The sequence below is a fragment of the Marinospirillum insulare DSM 21763 genome (genome assembly GCF_000686905.1).
Classification (GTDB): domain Bacteria; phylum Pseudomonadota; class Gammaproteobacteria; order Pseudomonadales; family Halomonadaceae; genus Marinospirillum; species Marinospirillum insulare.
The window spans coordinates 162,423-178,014 of the sequence record NZ_KK366037.1; the positions used below are offsets into that span (position 1 = coordinate 162,423).

The 15,592-nt window shown below is 43.7% G+C and carries 15 protein-coding genes; 1 reads left to right on the forward strand and 14 read right to left on the reverse strand.

Going from position 1 to position 15,592, the window contains the following annotated elements:
- Window positions 1–30 precede the first annotated feature (30 nt).
- From BP27_RS0114460 to BP27_RS0114525, 14 genes are all read right to left on the reverse strand, one after another.
- Window positions 31–1,044, reverse strand: coding sequence for a tryptophan--tRNA ligase (locus BP27_RS0114460; RefSeq protein ID WP_027852141.1), 1,014 nt, complete (start codon window positions 1,042–1,044; stop codon window positions 31–33).
- Between the two features lie 41 nt (window positions 1,045–1,085).
- Window positions 1,086–1,718, reverse strand: a complete 633-nt coding sequence (locus BP27_RS16545) for a CoA pyrophosphatase (RefSeq protein ID WP_150112084.1) — start codon at window positions 1,716–1,718, stop codon at window positions 1,086–1,088.
- A 24-nt stretch (window positions 1,719–1,742) separates the two neighbouring features.
- Window positions 1,743–2,564, reverse strand: coding sequence for an ion transporter (locus tag BP27_RS0114470; RefSeq protein WP_027852142.1), 822 nt, complete (start codon window positions 2,562–2,564; stop codon window positions 1,743–1,745).
- A gap of 134 nt (window positions 2,565–2,698) precedes the next feature.
- Entirely contained in the window at window positions 2,699–3,703 is a 1,005-nt protein-coding gene (locus BP27_RS0114475; RefSeq protein ID WP_027852143.1) for a cytochrome-c peroxidase, read from the reverse strand.
- Window positions 3,704–3,940: 237 nt separating this feature from the next.
- Window positions 3,941–4,894, reverse strand: a complete 954-nt coding sequence (rfaD, locus tag BP27_RS0114480) for an ADP-glyceromanno-heptose 6-epimerase (protein ID WP_027852144.1) — start codon at window positions 4,892–4,894, stop codon at window positions 3,941–3,943.
- Window positions 4,895–4,982: 88 nt separating this feature from the next.
- Window positions 4,983–6,791, reverse strand: a complete 1,809-nt coding sequence (gene radD, locus BP27_RS0114485) for a DNA repair helicase RadD (RefSeq protein ID WP_027852145.1) — start codon at window positions 6,789–6,791, stop codon at window positions 4,983–4,985.
- A gap of 5 nt (window positions 6,792–6,796) precedes the next feature.
- A complete protein-coding gene (locus BP27_RS0114490; protein WP_036240549.1) occupies window positions 6,797–7,615 on the reverse strand; it encodes a crotonase/enoyl-CoA hydratase family protein in 819 nt (272 codons plus the stop codon).
- Window positions 7,616–7,700: 85 nt separating this feature from the next.
- Window positions 7,701–9,230, reverse strand: a complete 1,530-nt coding sequence (gene dgt / locus BP27_RS0114495; protein WP_027852147.1) for a dGTPase — start codon at window positions 9,228–9,230, stop codon at window positions 7,701–7,703.
- Between the two features lie 20 nt (window positions 9,231–9,250).
- Window positions 9,251–10,084, reverse strand: coding sequence for a shikimate dehydrogenase (gene aroE, locus BP27_RS0114500; RefSeq protein ID WP_027852148.1), 834 nt, complete (start codon window positions 10,082–10,084; stop codon window positions 9,251–9,253).
- A gap of 3 nt (window positions 10,085–10,087) precedes the next feature.
- Window positions 10,088–11,203, reverse strand: coding sequence for an NAD(P)/FAD-dependent oxidoreductase (locus tag BP27_RS0114505; protein WP_027852149.1), 1,116 nt, complete (start codon window positions 11,201–11,203; stop codon window positions 10,088–10,090).
- Window positions 11,204–12,121, reverse strand: a complete 918-nt coding sequence (gene hemF / locus BP27_RS0114510) for an oxygen-dependent coproporphyrinogen oxidase (protein ID WP_027852150.1) — start codon at window positions 12,119–12,121, stop codon at window positions 11,204–11,206.
- Between the two features lie 22 nt (window positions 12,122–12,143).
- The gene (gene tsaC, locus BP27_RS0114515; protein ID WP_051610609.1) at window positions 12,144–12,743 is read right to left on the reverse strand and encodes an L-threonylcarbamoyladenylate synthase type 1 TsaC; all 600 of its coding nucleotides are present in this window, start codon (window positions 12,741–12,743) and stop codon (window positions 12,144–12,146) included.
- Window positions 12,744–12,776: 33 nt separating this feature from the next.
- Entirely contained in the window at window positions 12,777–13,928 is a 1,152-nt protein-coding gene (dprA, locus tag BP27_RS16550; protein ID WP_051610610.1) for a DNA-processing protein DprA, read from the reverse strand.
- Between the two features lie 17 nt (window positions 13,929–13,945).
- Window positions 13,946–14,956 carry a LysM peptidoglycan-binding domain-containing protein gene (locus tag BP27_RS0114525; RefSeq protein WP_027852152.1) on the reverse strand — a complete coding sequence of 337 codons (1,011 nt, stop codon included), beginning with the start codon at window positions 14,954–14,956 and terminating at the stop codon, window positions 13,946–13,948.
- A gap of 127 nt (window positions 14,957–15,083) precedes the next feature.
- Between BP27_RS0114525 and def the strand changes: the two genes are divergently transcribed.
- Window positions 15,084–15,590 (forward strand): peptide deformylase, encoded by a 507-nt coding sequence (def, locus tag BP27_RS0114530; RefSeq protein WP_027852153.1) that lies wholly within the window; start codon window positions 15,084–15,086, stop codon window positions 15,588–15,590.
- Window positions 15,591–15,592: the final 2 nt, after the last annotated feature.

Sequence of the window (15,592 nt, forward strand, 5' to 3'; positions counted from 1 at the left end):
CTGCTTTTAAAGCAGGTTTTTTTGTGCAAGTTAGATAAAGCGCCCTAGACCTACAGCTGCCCTTAAACGATCTAAGGTTGGTGTTGCTAGAGCGCGTGCTTTTTCTGCACCTTTTTGTAGCACTCCTTCAACGTAAGCAGGGTCTGCAAGCAAACGCTGATACTCTTCTCGTGGACCTTTAAGCTGTTCATTCAGTAACTCAAACAGCTCACCCTTCATTTCACCCCAACCTATACCCGCCGCATAACGCTCGCGCATCTTGGCAACATCTGAGTCAGTAGAGAAGGCACTGTATATTTGAAAGAGTGTACAGTCTTCAGTTTCTTTTGGTTCGCCTGGCTCTAAGGAGTTAGTTTTAATTTTGTTTATAAGTTTCTTGAACTTCTTTTCAGGCTCAAACAAAGGAATGGTGTTGTTATAGCTTTTACTCATTTTACGGCCATCTAGACCAGCTAAAACACTCACTCTTTCATCCACCACCGCTTCTGGCATAACAAAAAACTCTTCACCAAAAATATGGTTAAAACGTTGGCCTATATCTCTAGCCATTTCTATATGCTGAGTTTGATCTCGTCCTACGGGTACTTTTTTGGCATTAAACATTAAAATATCGGCTGCCATTAAAATAGGGTAGCTATACAAACCCATATTAATGCCTGCATCAGTATCTTTATTACCTGCATCTAAATTTTCTTGCACTGAAGCTTTATAAGCATGAGCACGATTCATTAAACCTTTGGCCGCCACACAGGTTAACAGCCAGGTGAGCTCTGGAATTTCTGGAATATCACTTTGGCGATAAAAAACAGCATTGTCGGTATCTAAACCTAGCGCCAGCCAAGTGGATGCAATTTCGCGGCGAGACTCTGCAATGCGGTCTGGCTCATGGCATTTGATTAGCGAGTGGAAGTCAGCTAAAAAATAGTAAGACTCTACTTGGGGGTCGCGGCTGGCTTCTATTGCTGGGCGTATAGCGCCTACATAGTTACCTAAATGGGGTGTACCTGTTGTAGTAATACCCGTTAAAACTCTTGTTTTAGTCATGTGAACTCTTTTTATGTTAGTGCTTTAGAAATTCTTTATCTTTAATTAACTGGTAAGGGGCGTAAAGGTCGATGCAATAGCTTGCCCTTAGGTTGCTGATAAATATCGATAGGCATATTAAAGCCAACGCGTAAAAACTCAACTAACATCATTGATGACAAACCCCAAATAGTAAATTCAGAAAAAGAGTAGCTGGGCACATAAAGCTTGCTAGTATCAGTGAGTTGAATAACATCAGTATGGCTGCGTGGGTCTTCCAATAACCATTCTATGGGCACAGTAAAAATAGCATCTAACTCTTCTTCACAAAGCTTAAATTCTAATTGCTCAGGTACCAGCGCAACGTAGGGTGTTACCTTCATACCGTGTAATGAAATCACATCACTTAAACGGCCTAAATGCTGTACTTTTTGTGGATTAAGCCCAATTTCTTCTTCTGCTTCGCGCAAGGCAGTGGCATAAAGGTTAGGGTCTTGCCTGTCACGCTTACCGCCAGGGAAAGCTACCTGCCCCGGGTGGCTGTTAAGGTGTTGCGAGCGCCTAGTTAAGATAACCTCTGGATTTTTACCTTTAGTCACCGCTAGAAGCACCGCTGCCTCTGGCATACTGGCTGTAAGTAACTGGGGCTTATAACCCTGCATTTGACGGGTTAGGTTAGTTAGTATTGCAGACATCACACCACCTCCGCCTTATTTGTTTTATTTATCTAGCTTAGCTTCTATTCGATCCATCTGTTCGCGTAAAGTTTCCATATTCTCACGCATCCAGTGAATTTCTGCAGCTTCGCCTTCGCCTGTTTCAATTTCATACAAGGCACTTTCTTTTTGCATTACATCTAGAACAATACCTATCATCATATTCAAAAAAACAAAGGCATTCAGAAAGATAAAGGTTAAAAAATAAATCCAACTATAAGGGAAGTGCTCCATGGTTGGATAAAGCACTGCGGTTGCCCAGCTTTCAAAGGTAGCTACCTGAAAGAGCGTTAGCATGGCTAGGGATATATTGCCCCAAAGCTTTTCGTTCACCTCATGGAATAAAAAGCTGCCTATTGCGCCGTAGATATAAAAAATAATAAACATCAACAGTGCAACATAACCCATGCGTGGCAAAGACTTAACCAAGGCAGATAAAAGAATTCTTAACTCTGGCACCATCGACACTAAACGCAGCACCCTAAATACCCTTAATAAGCGGGCTAAAAGCACCATCTCTGAGTAGTCCATGGGAATAAGGCTGGCGGTGACTATGATGAAGTCAAAAATATTCCAGCCTTTTTTAAAGAAGTTGATAAACCTTCTTTCTGATAGTAACCGAATAATAATTTCAACCAGGAAGAATGCAGTAACACCCCAGTCTAGCCAGTAAATAACTCGGTCAAATCGGCTAGCTTCCTCATAGGTTTTTGCTCCAATAAGCAAAGCAGAAATAATAATAATGCTAATAACTGTCAGTTCAAAAAGCTTATTCTTTCTTATTTTTTCTAGCTGCTTTCGCAAATACACTGCTTGCCGTTTCATGTAACCTATCTCTTAAAAACGAAGAAGCAAGATTATCAAGGAAAACCATAGTTATTCCTAGCTAATTAGTGGCTCTACTAGAGTTTTAGCTAAAAAAAAGAGGCCGATTCGACCTCTTTCTCTCTAGTGTAAAACTAAGGCAGTGCTGGTATTTCTATGTGTGGCATTTCGCCAGTTAAAGAATGCAAGAAGGCTACGATATCATCGACCTGTTTTTTCTTGTATTCACGACCTAACATTTCTCTACCCATCACTTGAACAGCTTCTTCTAAGGTTGCTGTACCACCATTATTGAAGTAGGGGTAGGTAACCGCTACATTACGCAGGGTAGGGGTTTTAAACGCATGCTTATCAGCTTCATTGTTAGTCACTAGGTAGCGACCTAAGTCTGTTGACCCTGGCACTTTAATAACGTGAAAATAACTATCAGTTAAAGCAGGGCCAGTGTGACAAGCGCCACAACCACTATCAGAAAACAAAGCCATGCCGCGCTTTTGTTGATCAGTTAATGCTTCTAAGTCACCTCGCAAATAACGGTCAAAAGGCGAGTTAGGGGTATTCAAGGTACGTTGAAAACTAGCCATTGCATGAGCAACATTATTAGGGGTAATTTGCTTTTCTCCATTACCACCATAAGCACGAGCAAAAGCTTCTTTATAAGCATCAAAGCCTTTTAGCCGTTTTATAGCATCGTCAAGCGACATATTCATTTCTATATCGGCTTCTATCGGCCCTAACGCTTGCTCTTCTAAGTCTGCTGCTCGACCATCCCAAAACTGTGCAGTAAAGAAGCCTGAGTTAAGTACAGTGGGTGTATTGCGTTCACCTACTTGAGCAGCATGACCCGTTGCACGTGGAATACGGTCGGTCCATCCTAAGGCTGGGTTATGACAGGTAGCACAGCTAATAACACCACTGGCAGAAATACGTGGTTCAAAAAACAGCATTTTACCTAGCTCAACTTTAGCTTCCGTTAAGCTATTGTTTGCAGGAATGGGTGAAATAGCTGGTAGTGGCTCAAAGCGATTTGCATATTTACTATGAAAACCATCATCAGCTAATAGGTTGCCACTTAAAGCTACCAGTCCTGCTACTCCTAGAACACTGCTTATTTTTCGAAAGTTAGTCGTTATTCTCATGGAGTTCTCTCCTCATGATTTATGCCTTTACTTCGACCCATTGGCTTTAGCTATCGTTCTATTAGTTTAAATTTATCAATGACTTATCAATAAATTCACTAGGGTCGACTAGGAGTATAACTGGTTAAAAATTAGAAACTAACTAGTAACGCTTAGATACCTTTGACCTTAATCAAATAAGGAGCCGGTTTACATTTTTGGTGGAGAAATCACTCTACCCAGCTAAGACACTAACGTCTAACGATTCAACCAGGCCATATATTCACCGACACCTTCGGCTACGGTTTTAAACTCGTGCGGATAGCCCGCTTCGCGTAACTTGGTTAAATCAGCTTGGGTAAAGCTTTGGTAACGGCCTTTAAGTTGTTCTGGGAAGGGAATGTAAACAATTTCACCCTGTTGATGGTGTTTAATCACCGCTTCAGCCACGGCTTGAAAAGGTTCAGCACGGCCGGTGCCACAGTTAAAAATACCACTGGCTTGGGGGTTTTCCCAAAACCACAGGTTCACCTTGCAAACATCTTCAACGTAAATAAAGTCACGTTTTTGACCACCATTGGGGAAGCCATCACTACCTTCAAACAGCTTAGGGTTTTCGCCATTATTTAGCTGGGTATTTAGGTGAAAAGCCACGCTCGACATACCGCCTTTATGCTGTTCACGCGGACCATACACATTAAAGTATTTTAAGCCGACCACTTGTGATTTAAGAGTTGGCAATAACTGGCGTACATACTGGTCAAACAATTGCTTAGAATAGCCATACACATTTAACGGCTGTTCGTACTGGGGCTCTTCAATAAAGTTATCGTTACGACCGCCATAAGTGGCCGCAGAGGAAGCATAAATAAAGGGGATTTTTAAATCTAAACAATAGTGCAGCAGGTCTTTGGAATACTGATAGTTATTGTCCATCATGTACTTACCATCCCACTCAGTGGTTGCCGAACAAGCACCTTCATGGAAAATAACCTCAATACCGCCTAAGTCTTCAAACTCATCACCAGCAAGAACCCGCTGACGAAATTCATCTTTGTCCATATAGTCAGCAAGCGTTAGGTCGACAAGGTTTACAAACTTGGTGCCGTCGGTTAAATCATCAACCACAAGAATATCCGTGCGGCCTCGTTCATTTAATTGTTTAACGATATTGCTACCAATAAAACCTGCACCGCCGGTGACTACTATCATGTTTATGCCTCTTGCTGACTGGTGAAAACCCAGTTTAAGAATTCAATGACTGAAAGACTGCTGAAGTATGATTGAAAGTTTAGCAGGTTTAACCCGCTGCTACAGCTTTACGGTAGCTGCCTTGGTAATCAAATAAACGCTGCTGAATGCGCCAGTATTTTTTATTTATTTTACGGGCAATCACAAAGTCTGGGTAGCGTAAGTGCTCTGCGCCAACGGCTGCTTCTTCAGCATTTTTAGGTAGCCAACCACAGCCCGGGGCTTTTAAGTGTTCGCGTAAAAAAGCCAACTCAAAAGCTTTACGTTGCGCTGGCGTTTCTAGTGCATACCAATCGCTTAATTCGCTAGCATCTTCATCATAGTAGGTTACTTTTAAGCGCTCTAAGCCTTTACCATTTAAGGCAACCTCTAACGTCATGCCGCTAACTCTTAATACCTTGGCATCTTTTAGCTGTAAGGCTTCTTTGAGTTTTTTATCGGCATCCACAAGCGTTGCATCGCAATGCGGGCAAACCCTGGCGGCTATATCGGCTTCACCACCACAGGCATCACACACTCGAAAACGAAAGCGAAAATCGCACTGCTGGCCTTTATTATCAGTTGCTTCACCTGCTGCTTCCAACCAACCTTGGCAACGCCTACCAAAGTGTTCTAACACTTCGCCTTCAGCTGTTTTTACACCCCAAAAGCTATTGGCAAAGCCGCAGCCAGGGCAAAGCACCTGCACTAATTCTGTATTAGCGTTGGGGCGTGGAGTGTTCACTTCGGGTGCCCAAATATCCCAAGGGTTACCGGCATAATCTAAAACTAAGCAGTCGGTTTTATCTGTGGCTGGCGAAAGACGTAAACCTCGACCAATAATTTGCTGGTACAAGCTAACTGATTCAGTGGGTCGTAAAATAGCGATTAAATCGACATGCGGTGCATCAAAGCCGGTGGTTAAAACCGACACATTCACTAGGTATTTAATTTGCTGGGCTTTAAAGGCTTGAATGATTTGTTGGCGTTCTTTAGTGGCTAAAGCGCCCGTTATTAAAGCGGTTTGCTCACTGGGCAATAACCCAGCAACCTCTTCGGCATGGCGCACGCTAGCACAAAAAACCATCACCCCTTGGCGCTGGGCTGCTCGCTGTTGAATATCTGCAACAATGCTAGGCGTAACACGATTATCTTTTACCACCTTATCTAATTCAGCTTCTGGAAAATAACCTGTATTAGCAGGCACTAGGCTAGAAAAGTCATAAGCCAAAACTGCCATATCCAAGCGTTCTGGCTTAACTAAAAAGTTATTTTTAACCATCCAACGTAAGGGTAATTCATAAATACAGGCTTTAAAAAAACTCTCTTCTTCACCCCTTACCGCTTGCTGTTGTAGGTGACGATGATAAATAAAGCCTTGTCCTAAACGAAAAGGCGTAGCAGTTAAGCCAAGAATTTTTAAATTAGGGTTAAGCTTTAAAAGGTGTTGAATCACTAGCTGATAAGAGGTCTTTTTATCTAAGCTGACTCGGTGGCATTCATCAATCACCAACAGGGTAAAAGCAGCATCGTTGAACTGCTCAAGATTGCGTACCACCGATTGCACTGAACCAAACACGACTTGGCTAGCTGCTTGTTTAGAGCCTAAACCCGCACTAAAAATATCGGCCTCTAAACCATAACTAGCGTATTTAGCTTGGTTTTGCTCGACCAATTCGCTAACGTGAGCCAGTACCAGCACTCGGCCTCTTGCCAAGCTTGCTAGCTCAGCAATCACCAGGCTTTTGCCTGCTCCGGTGGGCAAACATAAAACTGCCGGATCACTGCTAGCCCGAAACCATTCCAGCACTCGCTCTACTGCTTCTTGCTGATAAGGTCTTAGTTGAAATGCTGGGGGCTGATGGGCTGAATTAGCCATGCAGACTATTCACTAGTGAAAACAGGATCACGCTTTTCAATGTTGGCCATAACAGCTTCCATTTGGTTAGGTGAACCTAACAAACGCCTTTGCAGCTTTTCTTCAAAAGCTAGACGCTCATCATCGGTTTGCGTATAAGAATCACGTAATAAGCGTTTTGCTGCTTCCACCATATCGGGTGAGCGCTTGCAAATAAGTGCGGCCAGTTCTTCTGCACGCTCTAGTGGATTATCCGCAACTTCGGTCACCATGCCCGAACCGAGTGCCGCTTCACCCTTCACCACTTCAGCGGTAACCGTCATGCGTAGCAACACATCTTCTTTAACGCAGCCTCTGGCTGTGACGCTAATGCCCATATCAGGAATGATACCCCAGCGGCCTTCCATTACTGACAGGCGTGCATCTGGGTGAGCAATACGCATATCTGCACCCATCGCAATTTGTAACCCACCGCCATAGCAATAACCTTCTATTGCCGCGATAACTGGCACTTGCAAGGAGCGCCAGCCTAATGCCAGGTGCTGAACTTTATTGTGTGGATAGCCATCGCAACTACTGAGCAGCCACTGAATATTTTTAGGATCAGCCATTACACCCGCTACATCTAAGCCACTACAAAAGTTTTGCTGGCTACCAGAAAGAATAACCACACGTAAATCACGGCTAGAATTAAGGGTATTAAGCACTTCTAGCAAAGAAGTAATTAGATCGATATTTAAGCTATTTAGCTGGGCAGGACGATTAAGCACTACTCGGGCAATGCCGTCGTGAAGCGAGAGTTTTACACAGGGTTCTTCATGTTGTTCTGCGATATTTTTTGTCATTTTAAGTAAGCCTTGCAGGTTTTAGTAAACTGAGATTAGGCAAAGGTTAATATAAAGTCAAACAACTGTTTGATACGTAATTAAGTTAATGCGTCGCTGCCAAGATTTGATATTCATCTAAAGCGTATTGATCTGTCATGCCGCTAATCATGTCTTGCAATAAACGACAACGGCAATAAAGCTCCCAAGTTGCTGCATCTAACTCACCAGCACCCAAGTCTGCCGCCGAAGCACACAGCAGCTGATAAGCTTTTAAATGCTTTCTGGGCATACGATCAACCAATAAAACTTCAAACAGCAACTGCTTACCTGGAACACGCCTACCCTTAGCTAAAAGACTAAAGTCTTCTTTGGGTAGTTGCAGTAAAGGTAAATAAAAGTCTAATAAGCCAGTAATAATACGGTGGCCTTGCAGCATTAGGGTGGTTACTTCACTAACATTAAAAACATGCTTGAACGCCACTTTTTTTAGTGTGCTAATTAACGCATGGCAAGGTGAATCATCTTCTAGCAAAGCTTTGTTTAAGCTGCCTTCTGCTACTTGAGCCAGCTGATCTACAAATGCTTGGGCGGCATGTTCAACCAAGGGATGAATAAGCTTAACCCTAAGTTTTACAAAGAATGCATGGTCTTTATTGTAGTTTTCTTGCTTAGCAGCATCTAAGGCTTCATCAACTAGCTGATTAAATGACTTGCCTTTAAAGTGCGCACCCTCGGGGCTTTGTGGGTACTGCTGGGCAAACTCTTCTTTTAATAGTCTAGCCAACTCAGTATAGGTAAGTATGTCTTTATCAACACTGTCTTCTATATCGGCTAGGCAATAAGAAATATCATCGGCGGCTTCCATTAAATAGCTAAGCGCAAACCTATGCCCTGGCTGTAAATCTAACTGCTGCCAAAGGTCTTCGATAAACTTTTTCTCTGAAAAATAAAAGCCTGGCTTTTTCTGCAAATAGCTTAAAGGATGGCTCGCTTCAGGCTTGGGCTGGGTGGCACAGCGAGTATATTTAAGTACGCAAGCAGATTGTAAATAGGTGAGATTAAGTTTTTGCAGGCTAAACAGCAGACGAATGGCTTGGGCATTACCTTCAAATTGCTGTAGCTCTAAAAGTAGTTCTTCACGTAATTGGCTTTGTGCTGCATCGGGCAAAGACTGCTTAAAAACTTCAAGCTTAGGTAGTTTTTCTGCAAACCAGCGGGAGATAATTTCTTCGCCAAAATGGCCAAAGGGCGGGTTGCCTATATCGTGCATTAGACAGGCCATTTCTACTAGGGTTTCTGTTGCACGCTCTAAATCTAAAACTTCTTGGTCTGCTTGCTGCTGTTTACGCAATAATTGAAAAACCGTACGGGTTATAAAGCGGCCTGCTTGCTGAACTTCTAACGAATGGGTTAAGCGACTTCTAACCGCTGCGTTACGCTCTAAGGGGAAAACTTGGGTCTTTTGCTGTAAGCGTCTAACCGCTGCTGAGTTAATAATTCGTCCACGGTCACTTTCTAGTTTGTTTTCTAAAGCGCTTACTTCTAGCTGGGTTAGCTTGAGGTTGGCAGAATCAACTCCCTCCCCTTTTGAATAAGGTCGTAATGCACTATAGCGCTTTAGAATTCTTTGCATGGCTTTTGCTTTCCTATTACTTAGTCCTGCTTAGGTCGTAATCGCTCTAATACTAGCTTGGTTTTGGGTCTAACCTGTCGCCATAAAAAGAAAGCTTCTGCGGCCTGCTCAACCAGCATACCTAAGCCATCGGCAACCTGTGTTGCTCCCTGCTGCTTAGCCCAAAGCATAAAAGGAGTCGCTTGCTGGCTATACATTAGGTCGTAGGCAAGTGATTGCTGGGTAAACAAATGATCTGGCAAGGGCGGCAAATCACCCGCCAAGCTAGATGAAGTAGCATTGATGATTAGATCAAACTGGTTAGCTTCTAATGATGCCCAGTTACCCGAGGTGAGTTGCGTCTCAGGCTGTAAACCATGGAATATTTTGACTAGCTGTTGAGCTTTCTCAGGCGTTCGATTAGCAATTTTTAACTGAGCTACGCCAGCATTTAATAAAGGTTCTATTACCCCACGGGCAGCACCACCGGCACCCACCAATAAAACTTTTTTGTCAGCAAGGCTAAAACCTAGGTTATTAGTTAAATCTCTAACCAAGCCTACACCATCGGTATTATCACCATAAATTTGGTTGTTTTTGCCTTTTTGTAGGGTATTAACCGCGCCAGCTCGGCGAGCACGGGGCGAAAGTGTATCAGCAAACACTAGGGCATCTAACTTAAAAGGCACGGTGACATTAGCACCTAAACCACCGCTAGCAAAAAAGCTTTTAGCACTGGCTTCAAAGTCATCTTCTGGCGCTAAAATTGCGCTATATTCTAATTGTTGATTTGTTTGCTGCGCAAACCAAGTATGAATTTGGGGTGATTTACTGTGTGCTATAGGGTTACCAAAAACAGCGTATTGATCCAGCATTTTTTAGTTTCCTGTTTTTAATAGACGTTCTACAACCACCTCGGCCAAAGCTAAGGCAGCTGTTAAACCGGGCGACTCAATTCCAAATAAATGCATGACACCTGGGCAAGCATGGTGTTCTTCACCCGCCAAATAAAAGTCGGCTGCATCACTGGTGGGTGGCGCTATTTTGGGGCGAATACCTGTGTAGTCAGCGGTTAACTTAGATTTGTCTAGTTTAGGCCAGTAACGACTGACGGCTTCTGCAAAAGCATCTAGACGCGATGGGTCTGCCCCGTAATCTAGCTCTTCTGCATTGTCTGTTGCTAACCATTCTACATCAGGGCCAAAACGTGCTCTGCCTTGTAAGTCTAAGGTTAGGTGAATACCTAATCCGGCTTTTTCTGGCAGTGGATAAATTAAATGCTTAAAAGGCTGCTTGCCTGTTAAAGAAAAATACTGACCACGGGCAAAATAGGGTTTTGGAATCCAACTAGCAGGAGGGTGAAGCTTGCTCGCTAAAGCAGGTGCATGAAGCCCTGCAGCATTAACAATTAAATTAGCGGTTAAAGAGTAGCCATCAATCTCTAAGTTTTTTTTGTTAGAGGTTAAGCAGCCCCCAGTTACTTGATTAGCCGTTACCAACTGCCCACCAGCGGCTTCTAAATCTGTTAGCAAAGCCTGCATTAAACCGTGACTATCAATAATGCCTGTCGCTGGCGAAAACAAGGCAGCTTTAGCTTGGAGTTCAGGCTCTAAGGCTTTTACTTGGCTTTCATCTAGCCACTGCAGGGGTTGGCAATGATTATCTAAGGCTTGCTGCTGTAGTTTTTTTAAAGCTGCTAGCTGCTCTGTTGAACTAGCAACAATTAATTTACCGCAAGCTTGATGCGCTATTTGATGCTGCTTGGCATAGTCATATAAAAGCTGATTGCCCCGCACACAGGTTTGAGCTTTTAAAGAGTTCTGGGGGTAATAAAACCCCGCATGAATCACTTCTGAGTTACGGGCGCTGGTTTCTTCACCAAAGCGGGAGTTTTTCTCTAATACCAGCACTTCACGCCCTGCTAAAGCCAAGGCTCTAGCTACAGCAAGGCCAACCACTCCTGCACCTATGACTACTGCATCAAGTTTATCCACCTAGCTTTTGCTCGCTAACCAGTCTTTAGGCTTCAAAAAGTCAGTACAAAACTTTTCTTCCACTGAGCCGGCTTCTGGTTTCCAGTCATAACCCCAGCGTACTTGTGGCGGTAAAGACATAAGTATGGATTCTGTGCGTCCACCACTTTGTAAGCCGAACAAAGTACCTCTATCCCAAACCAAGTTAAACTCTACATAACGCCCACGGCGATAAGCTTGAAACTCTCGCTCTCGTTCACCATAGGGCATGTCTTTACGACGCTCTACCAGAGGTGCATAAGCTTGCATATAGCTATCACCCACTGAGCGCATAAAGGCAAAGCTTTGCTCAAAGCCTGCCTCGTTTAAATCATCAAAAAACAACCCACCTACGCCCCGCGCTTCATCACGATGCTTTAGGTAGAAGTATTCATCGCACCATTTTTTATACTGTGGATAAACTTGCGGACCAAAGGGTTCACAGGCATCTTTAGCCACCTGATGCCACTCAATGACATCTTCTTCAAAACCATAGTAGGGTGTTAAATCATAGCCACCACCAAACCACCAAACTGGCTCTTCACCTGGCTTTTCTGCTACAAAAAAACGCACATTAGCATGGGAAGTTGGTACATAGGGGTTACGTGGATGAATAACTAAAGACACACCCATGGCTTGAAAACTACGACCAGCTAGCTCTGGTCTTGCTGCTGTGGCTGAAGGCGGTAATTGGTTACCAAACACATGCGAGAAATTCACACCACCTTTTTCTATTAGCTTGCCTTCTTGCATGACACGGGTTCGCCCACCGCCACCACCTGCACGCTCCCATTCATCTTCTACAAAGCTGTGACCATCTAAGGCTTCTAACTGGCTACAAATAGAATCTTGTAAATTTAATAAGTATTTTTTAACGGCTGTTATGTCTACTTGTGACAAGGTATTCTCCTAGATTGAATCTTTAAGTGCGCAGCACTTCGCCTGTAGCTAAGTCGGTTATTCTTGTGGGGCGATCTAAACCACCTAAACTGCCTTTTAAAATCATATCCACATCACCACCAAACTGTTGCTCTATTTCTTCATAACTAAGCAAAGGTGGGTGTCCTGCTGTATTGGCTGAGGTAGAAACTATTGGACTATCAAAGGCTTCACACAGTGCAACTACACAAGGGTGGTTGCTGACTCTAAGTGCTACTCGGGTGTGCTTGCCACGAATTAACTCAGGGGTATAACCATTATCTTTAACTAACCAGGTTTGTGGCCCAGGCCAGCTGCTATCTAAAACCTTTTGCTCTGCTGAGGTTATATCGGTTAGCCAAGGCTTAAATTGGTCGATACTAGCTGCAATAAGAATAACCCCTTTACTTGGATCTCGCTCTTTCAACAGTAGTAAGCGCTGCAAAGCACGGCTATTAAAAGGATCACAACCCAACCCCCATACTGCTTCGGTTGGGTAGGCTAACACACCTCCCTGTCTCAGTAGTGCAGCAGCTTCTTGCACTGCTTTGGAATCAATTTGCTCTAATGAGCTATTGAAAGTAACTGAGGTTTCTTTGGGCATTTTCTCACTCAACAAAATAAAAAGACAATTAACTTAGGCGCTTCTACACCAGCCACCTGGTTGTTGCACTATAAGCCCTTCAAGCTCTAGCTCCTGCAGAAGCACTAAACCTTCTTCAGCATCTAGTCCTAATTTGCCTAGCAACTCATCTACAGATTGGGGCGCATCATGCATTAAACAATAGAGGGGCTGCAAATGCTCTGGTACTTCTGGGTTAACTTCTTGGTTGGTTTCTGTGGGCAAAAAGGTTTTCAGCGGGGTGCTTATTTCAATTAATACTTCTTCTGGACAGGTAACTAATGCAGCGCCTTGTCGAATAAGCTGGTGGCAGCCTTCGCTTTGTCGCCGCCTAACTGAGCCAGGTATAGCCATTACCTCACGCCCCTGCTCCATAGCATGGCGAGCACTGACTAAAGAACCACTACGCTGAGTTGCTTCAACGACTAAAACACCTAAAGACAAACCAGTAACAATTCGATTTCTTGCAGGAAAATAACGGGGTAAAGGTCGTGTTCCTAAAGGGTATTCGCTAATTAATGCGCCTGCCTCACTTATATTAGCAGCCATCATTTTATGCTCAGGTGGATAAATACTGTCTAGCCCGTGAGCTAAAACTGCACAAGTAGAACCAGAGGCACCTTCGCTAATAGCTCGTAAAGCACCTTGGTGAGCAAAACCATCAACTCCTCTGGCCAGTCCACTGACTATATTTAAACCTTGCCAAGTAAGTTGATGTGACCAGTTCACGGCATGATGTTCACCTTCGGGGCTTAATTTTCTACTACCAACGACGGCAAGTGAGGGTGCTTCTAACTGCTCTGGCTGCCCTACTAGAGTTAATAGCAAAGGAGGGTCAACCAGTTCTTGCAGCAAGCTGGGCAGGGCAGCTAAAGAAAGAAGCCAATGGTTATCTTCTTCTGCCCAAACCAGGTGAGCTTTAATAAGGTTAGCAAAGGGGAGCTGCCAAGGATTGTGTAAGGCTAAACGTGCAAGCTGGCGAGTTTTGTCTTTAAAAGCTGGGCTTTTAGCTAATACCTCTAATAACTCAACTGCTGTCACCTTGGATAAGTCTGGAGAAGCAGCAGTGGCTAAGTAGTATTTAACCAGTCTTCTTTGATTGTGTCCGGGAATAAGCCAGAGTGCCAGCTCTTGTGTAAGCTGTTCACTCTCCTTGTGCAATGGCATAACTCCTCCCTACCAGACTAGTTCATCTCCGCACGACGGAAAATATCACCCGATTGCATGGGCTCTTTAGAATTCATTACTAAGGCAAAACTGGTATTTTCAAATACTCGGTAGACCATGACCGTACCTTTACGATTTTCTGCAGCAAACACCACTTCACCTGTATTGTGGTTACGTAAGCGGCGACCTGGCGCTATAATTTCAAGCAAGGCACCTGGCTGAACTTGGTCTTCTCCTACATTTAACATAACCGCTTGATAACGAGATATAAGTTTTTGGCCTGCTAAGCCTTGCAGCAAAGTGCCATGTAAGGGTAGGTCGGGTACGCTTGGCTGAAAACCTTCACCAAAAGGATTGTCTATAAAAGGCAATAAGCGATCACCCACCTTTATTTCTTCAAAGCTGTCTGTTATTTCTAGCTGAGGCAGGCGACCTTCTTTATTGACCAGTCGCGCACTACCCAAAGCTCGGGCACGAAAGCCCAAATGCTTTCGTGTTAAAGGGTCACGAATAGCATCTAGCTCACGATAAATACCGTAACGAGTAACCCCTTCAGTTAAGTCTCCTAGAACCTCAACCTTATCACCCTTAGAAGCTAGGGTACGATCACCAGTAATATGTACTGTATAAAGCGCATCTTCAAACTCAGGGCGATCAATCATGACATCTCGGTTTAGAAAAATACTGACTTTATCTAAAGGCATAAAAGGAATTGGCTTTTGCAGGGTTAAAATTCTTAACCTAGGCTGTAAGCGAATACCCGCTCGGCCATCTAATAGCTCAATAACATCGCCAGGGTAAAGTAGGTGGGGATTAGCAACTTGAGGGTTAGCCTGCCACAATTGTGGCCACATCCAAGGATCGTCTAAAAACTCAGATGCAATCGTCCAAAGCGAATCGCCACGCTGAACTTCATAGCGTTTCGGCGCATCAGCCTTTAAACTAACCGTTTGTGCAACAGCCAGTGTAGAAAGTAGTGCTGCTGTTAATAAAGTAATAAAACCAGTACGAAGTAATGCAAGCAACATAATTATATCCGTATAGAAACTAAAACTCTTAGAAAGCAAAGCTGTCTAAGCCTTGCTTACTTACTTTAAGTTACACTTTGCCTTAAAGCTAGAAAGGCAGCAAGTATAAAATAGATAGAGATGAGACATGAGCCTGCTAACCATTCTTGAATACCCAGATTCGCGTTTACGCACCCAAGCCAAACCCCTAGAAGCCGCTGACTTCACCCCTGCTTTACAGCAGCAAATTGATGATATGTTTGAAACCATGTATGCAGCCCCAGGTATCGGCTTAGCTGCGACACAGGTAGATTTCCATAAACAGCTGATTGTTATTGATGTATCTGAAGAAAAAAATCAGCCCTGGGTACTTATTAACCCAAAATTTACTCCAATAGAAGCCACTTGCGAACTCATGGAAGAAGGCTGCCTTTCAGTACCCGAATATACAGCTGAAATTGAGCGTTACCTGCGTATAAAGGTAACTTCCTTAGACCGTCACGGCAACCCGCAAGAATTTGAATGCGATGGTTTGCTTGCCCATTGCGTACAGCATGAGTGCGACCACCTAAAAGGTATTGTCTTTGTCGATTACCTTTCACGCCTTAAACAAGACCGTTTGCGTAAAAAATACTTAAAACTTCAAAAGGCTTAATG

What these genes read in the sequence shown, in the direction of transcription:
- radD (WP_027852145.1), bottom strand. Translation starts at nt 6,791, where the DNA reads ATGGCTAATTCAGCCCATCAGCCCCCAGCATTTCAACTAAGACCTTAT.
- BP27_RS0114475 (WP_027852143.1), bottom strand. Translation starts at nt 3,703, where the DNA reads ATGAGAATAACGACTAACTTTCGAAAAATAAGCAGTGTTCTAGGAGTA.
- def (WP_027852153.1), top strand. Translation starts at nt 15,084, where the DNA reads ATGAGCCTGCTAACCATTCTTGAATACCCAGATTCGCGTTTACGCACC.
- BP27_RS0114525 (WP_027852152.1), bottom strand. Translation starts at nt 14,956, where the DNA reads ATGTTGCTTGCATTACTTCGTACTGGTTTTATTACTTTATTAACAGCA.
- aroE (WP_027852148.1), bottom strand. Translation starts at nt 10,084, where the DNA reads ATGCTGGATCAATACGCTGTTTTTGGTAACCCTATAGCACACAGTAAA.
- dprA (WP_051610610.1), bottom strand. Translation starts at nt 13,928, where the DNA reads ATGCCATTGCACAAGGAGAGTGAACAGCTTACACAAGAGCTGGCACTC.
- BP27_RS0114490 (WP_036240549.1), bottom strand. Translation starts at nt 7,615, where the DNA reads ATGACAAAAAATATCGCAGAACAACATGAAGAACCCTGTGTAAAACTC.
- BP27_RS0114460 (WP_027852141.1), bottom strand. Translation starts at nt 1,044, where the DNA reads ATGACTAAAACAAGAGTTTTAACGGGTATTACTACAACAGGTACACCC.
- rfaD (WP_027852144.1), bottom strand. Translation starts at nt 4,894, where the DNA reads ATGATAGTAGTCACCGGCGGTGCAGGTTTTATTGGTAGCAATATCGTT.
- dgt (WP_027852147.1), bottom strand. Translation starts at nt 9,230, where the DNA reads ATGCAAAGAATTCTAAAGCGCTATAGTGCATTACGACCTTATTCAAAA.
- BP27_RS16545 (WP_150112084.1), bottom strand. Translation starts at nt 1,718, where the DNA reads ATGTCTGCAATACTAACTAACCTAACCCGTCAAATGCAGGGTTATAAG.
- BP27_RS0114470 (WP_027852142.1), bottom strand. Translation starts at nt 2,564, where the DNA reads ATGAAACGGCAAGCAGTGTATTTGCGAAAGCAGCTAGAAAAAATAAGA.
- tsaC (WP_051610609.1), bottom strand. Translation starts at nt 12,743, where the DNA reads ATGCCCAAAGAAACCTCAGTTACTTTCAATAGCTCATTAGAGCAAATT.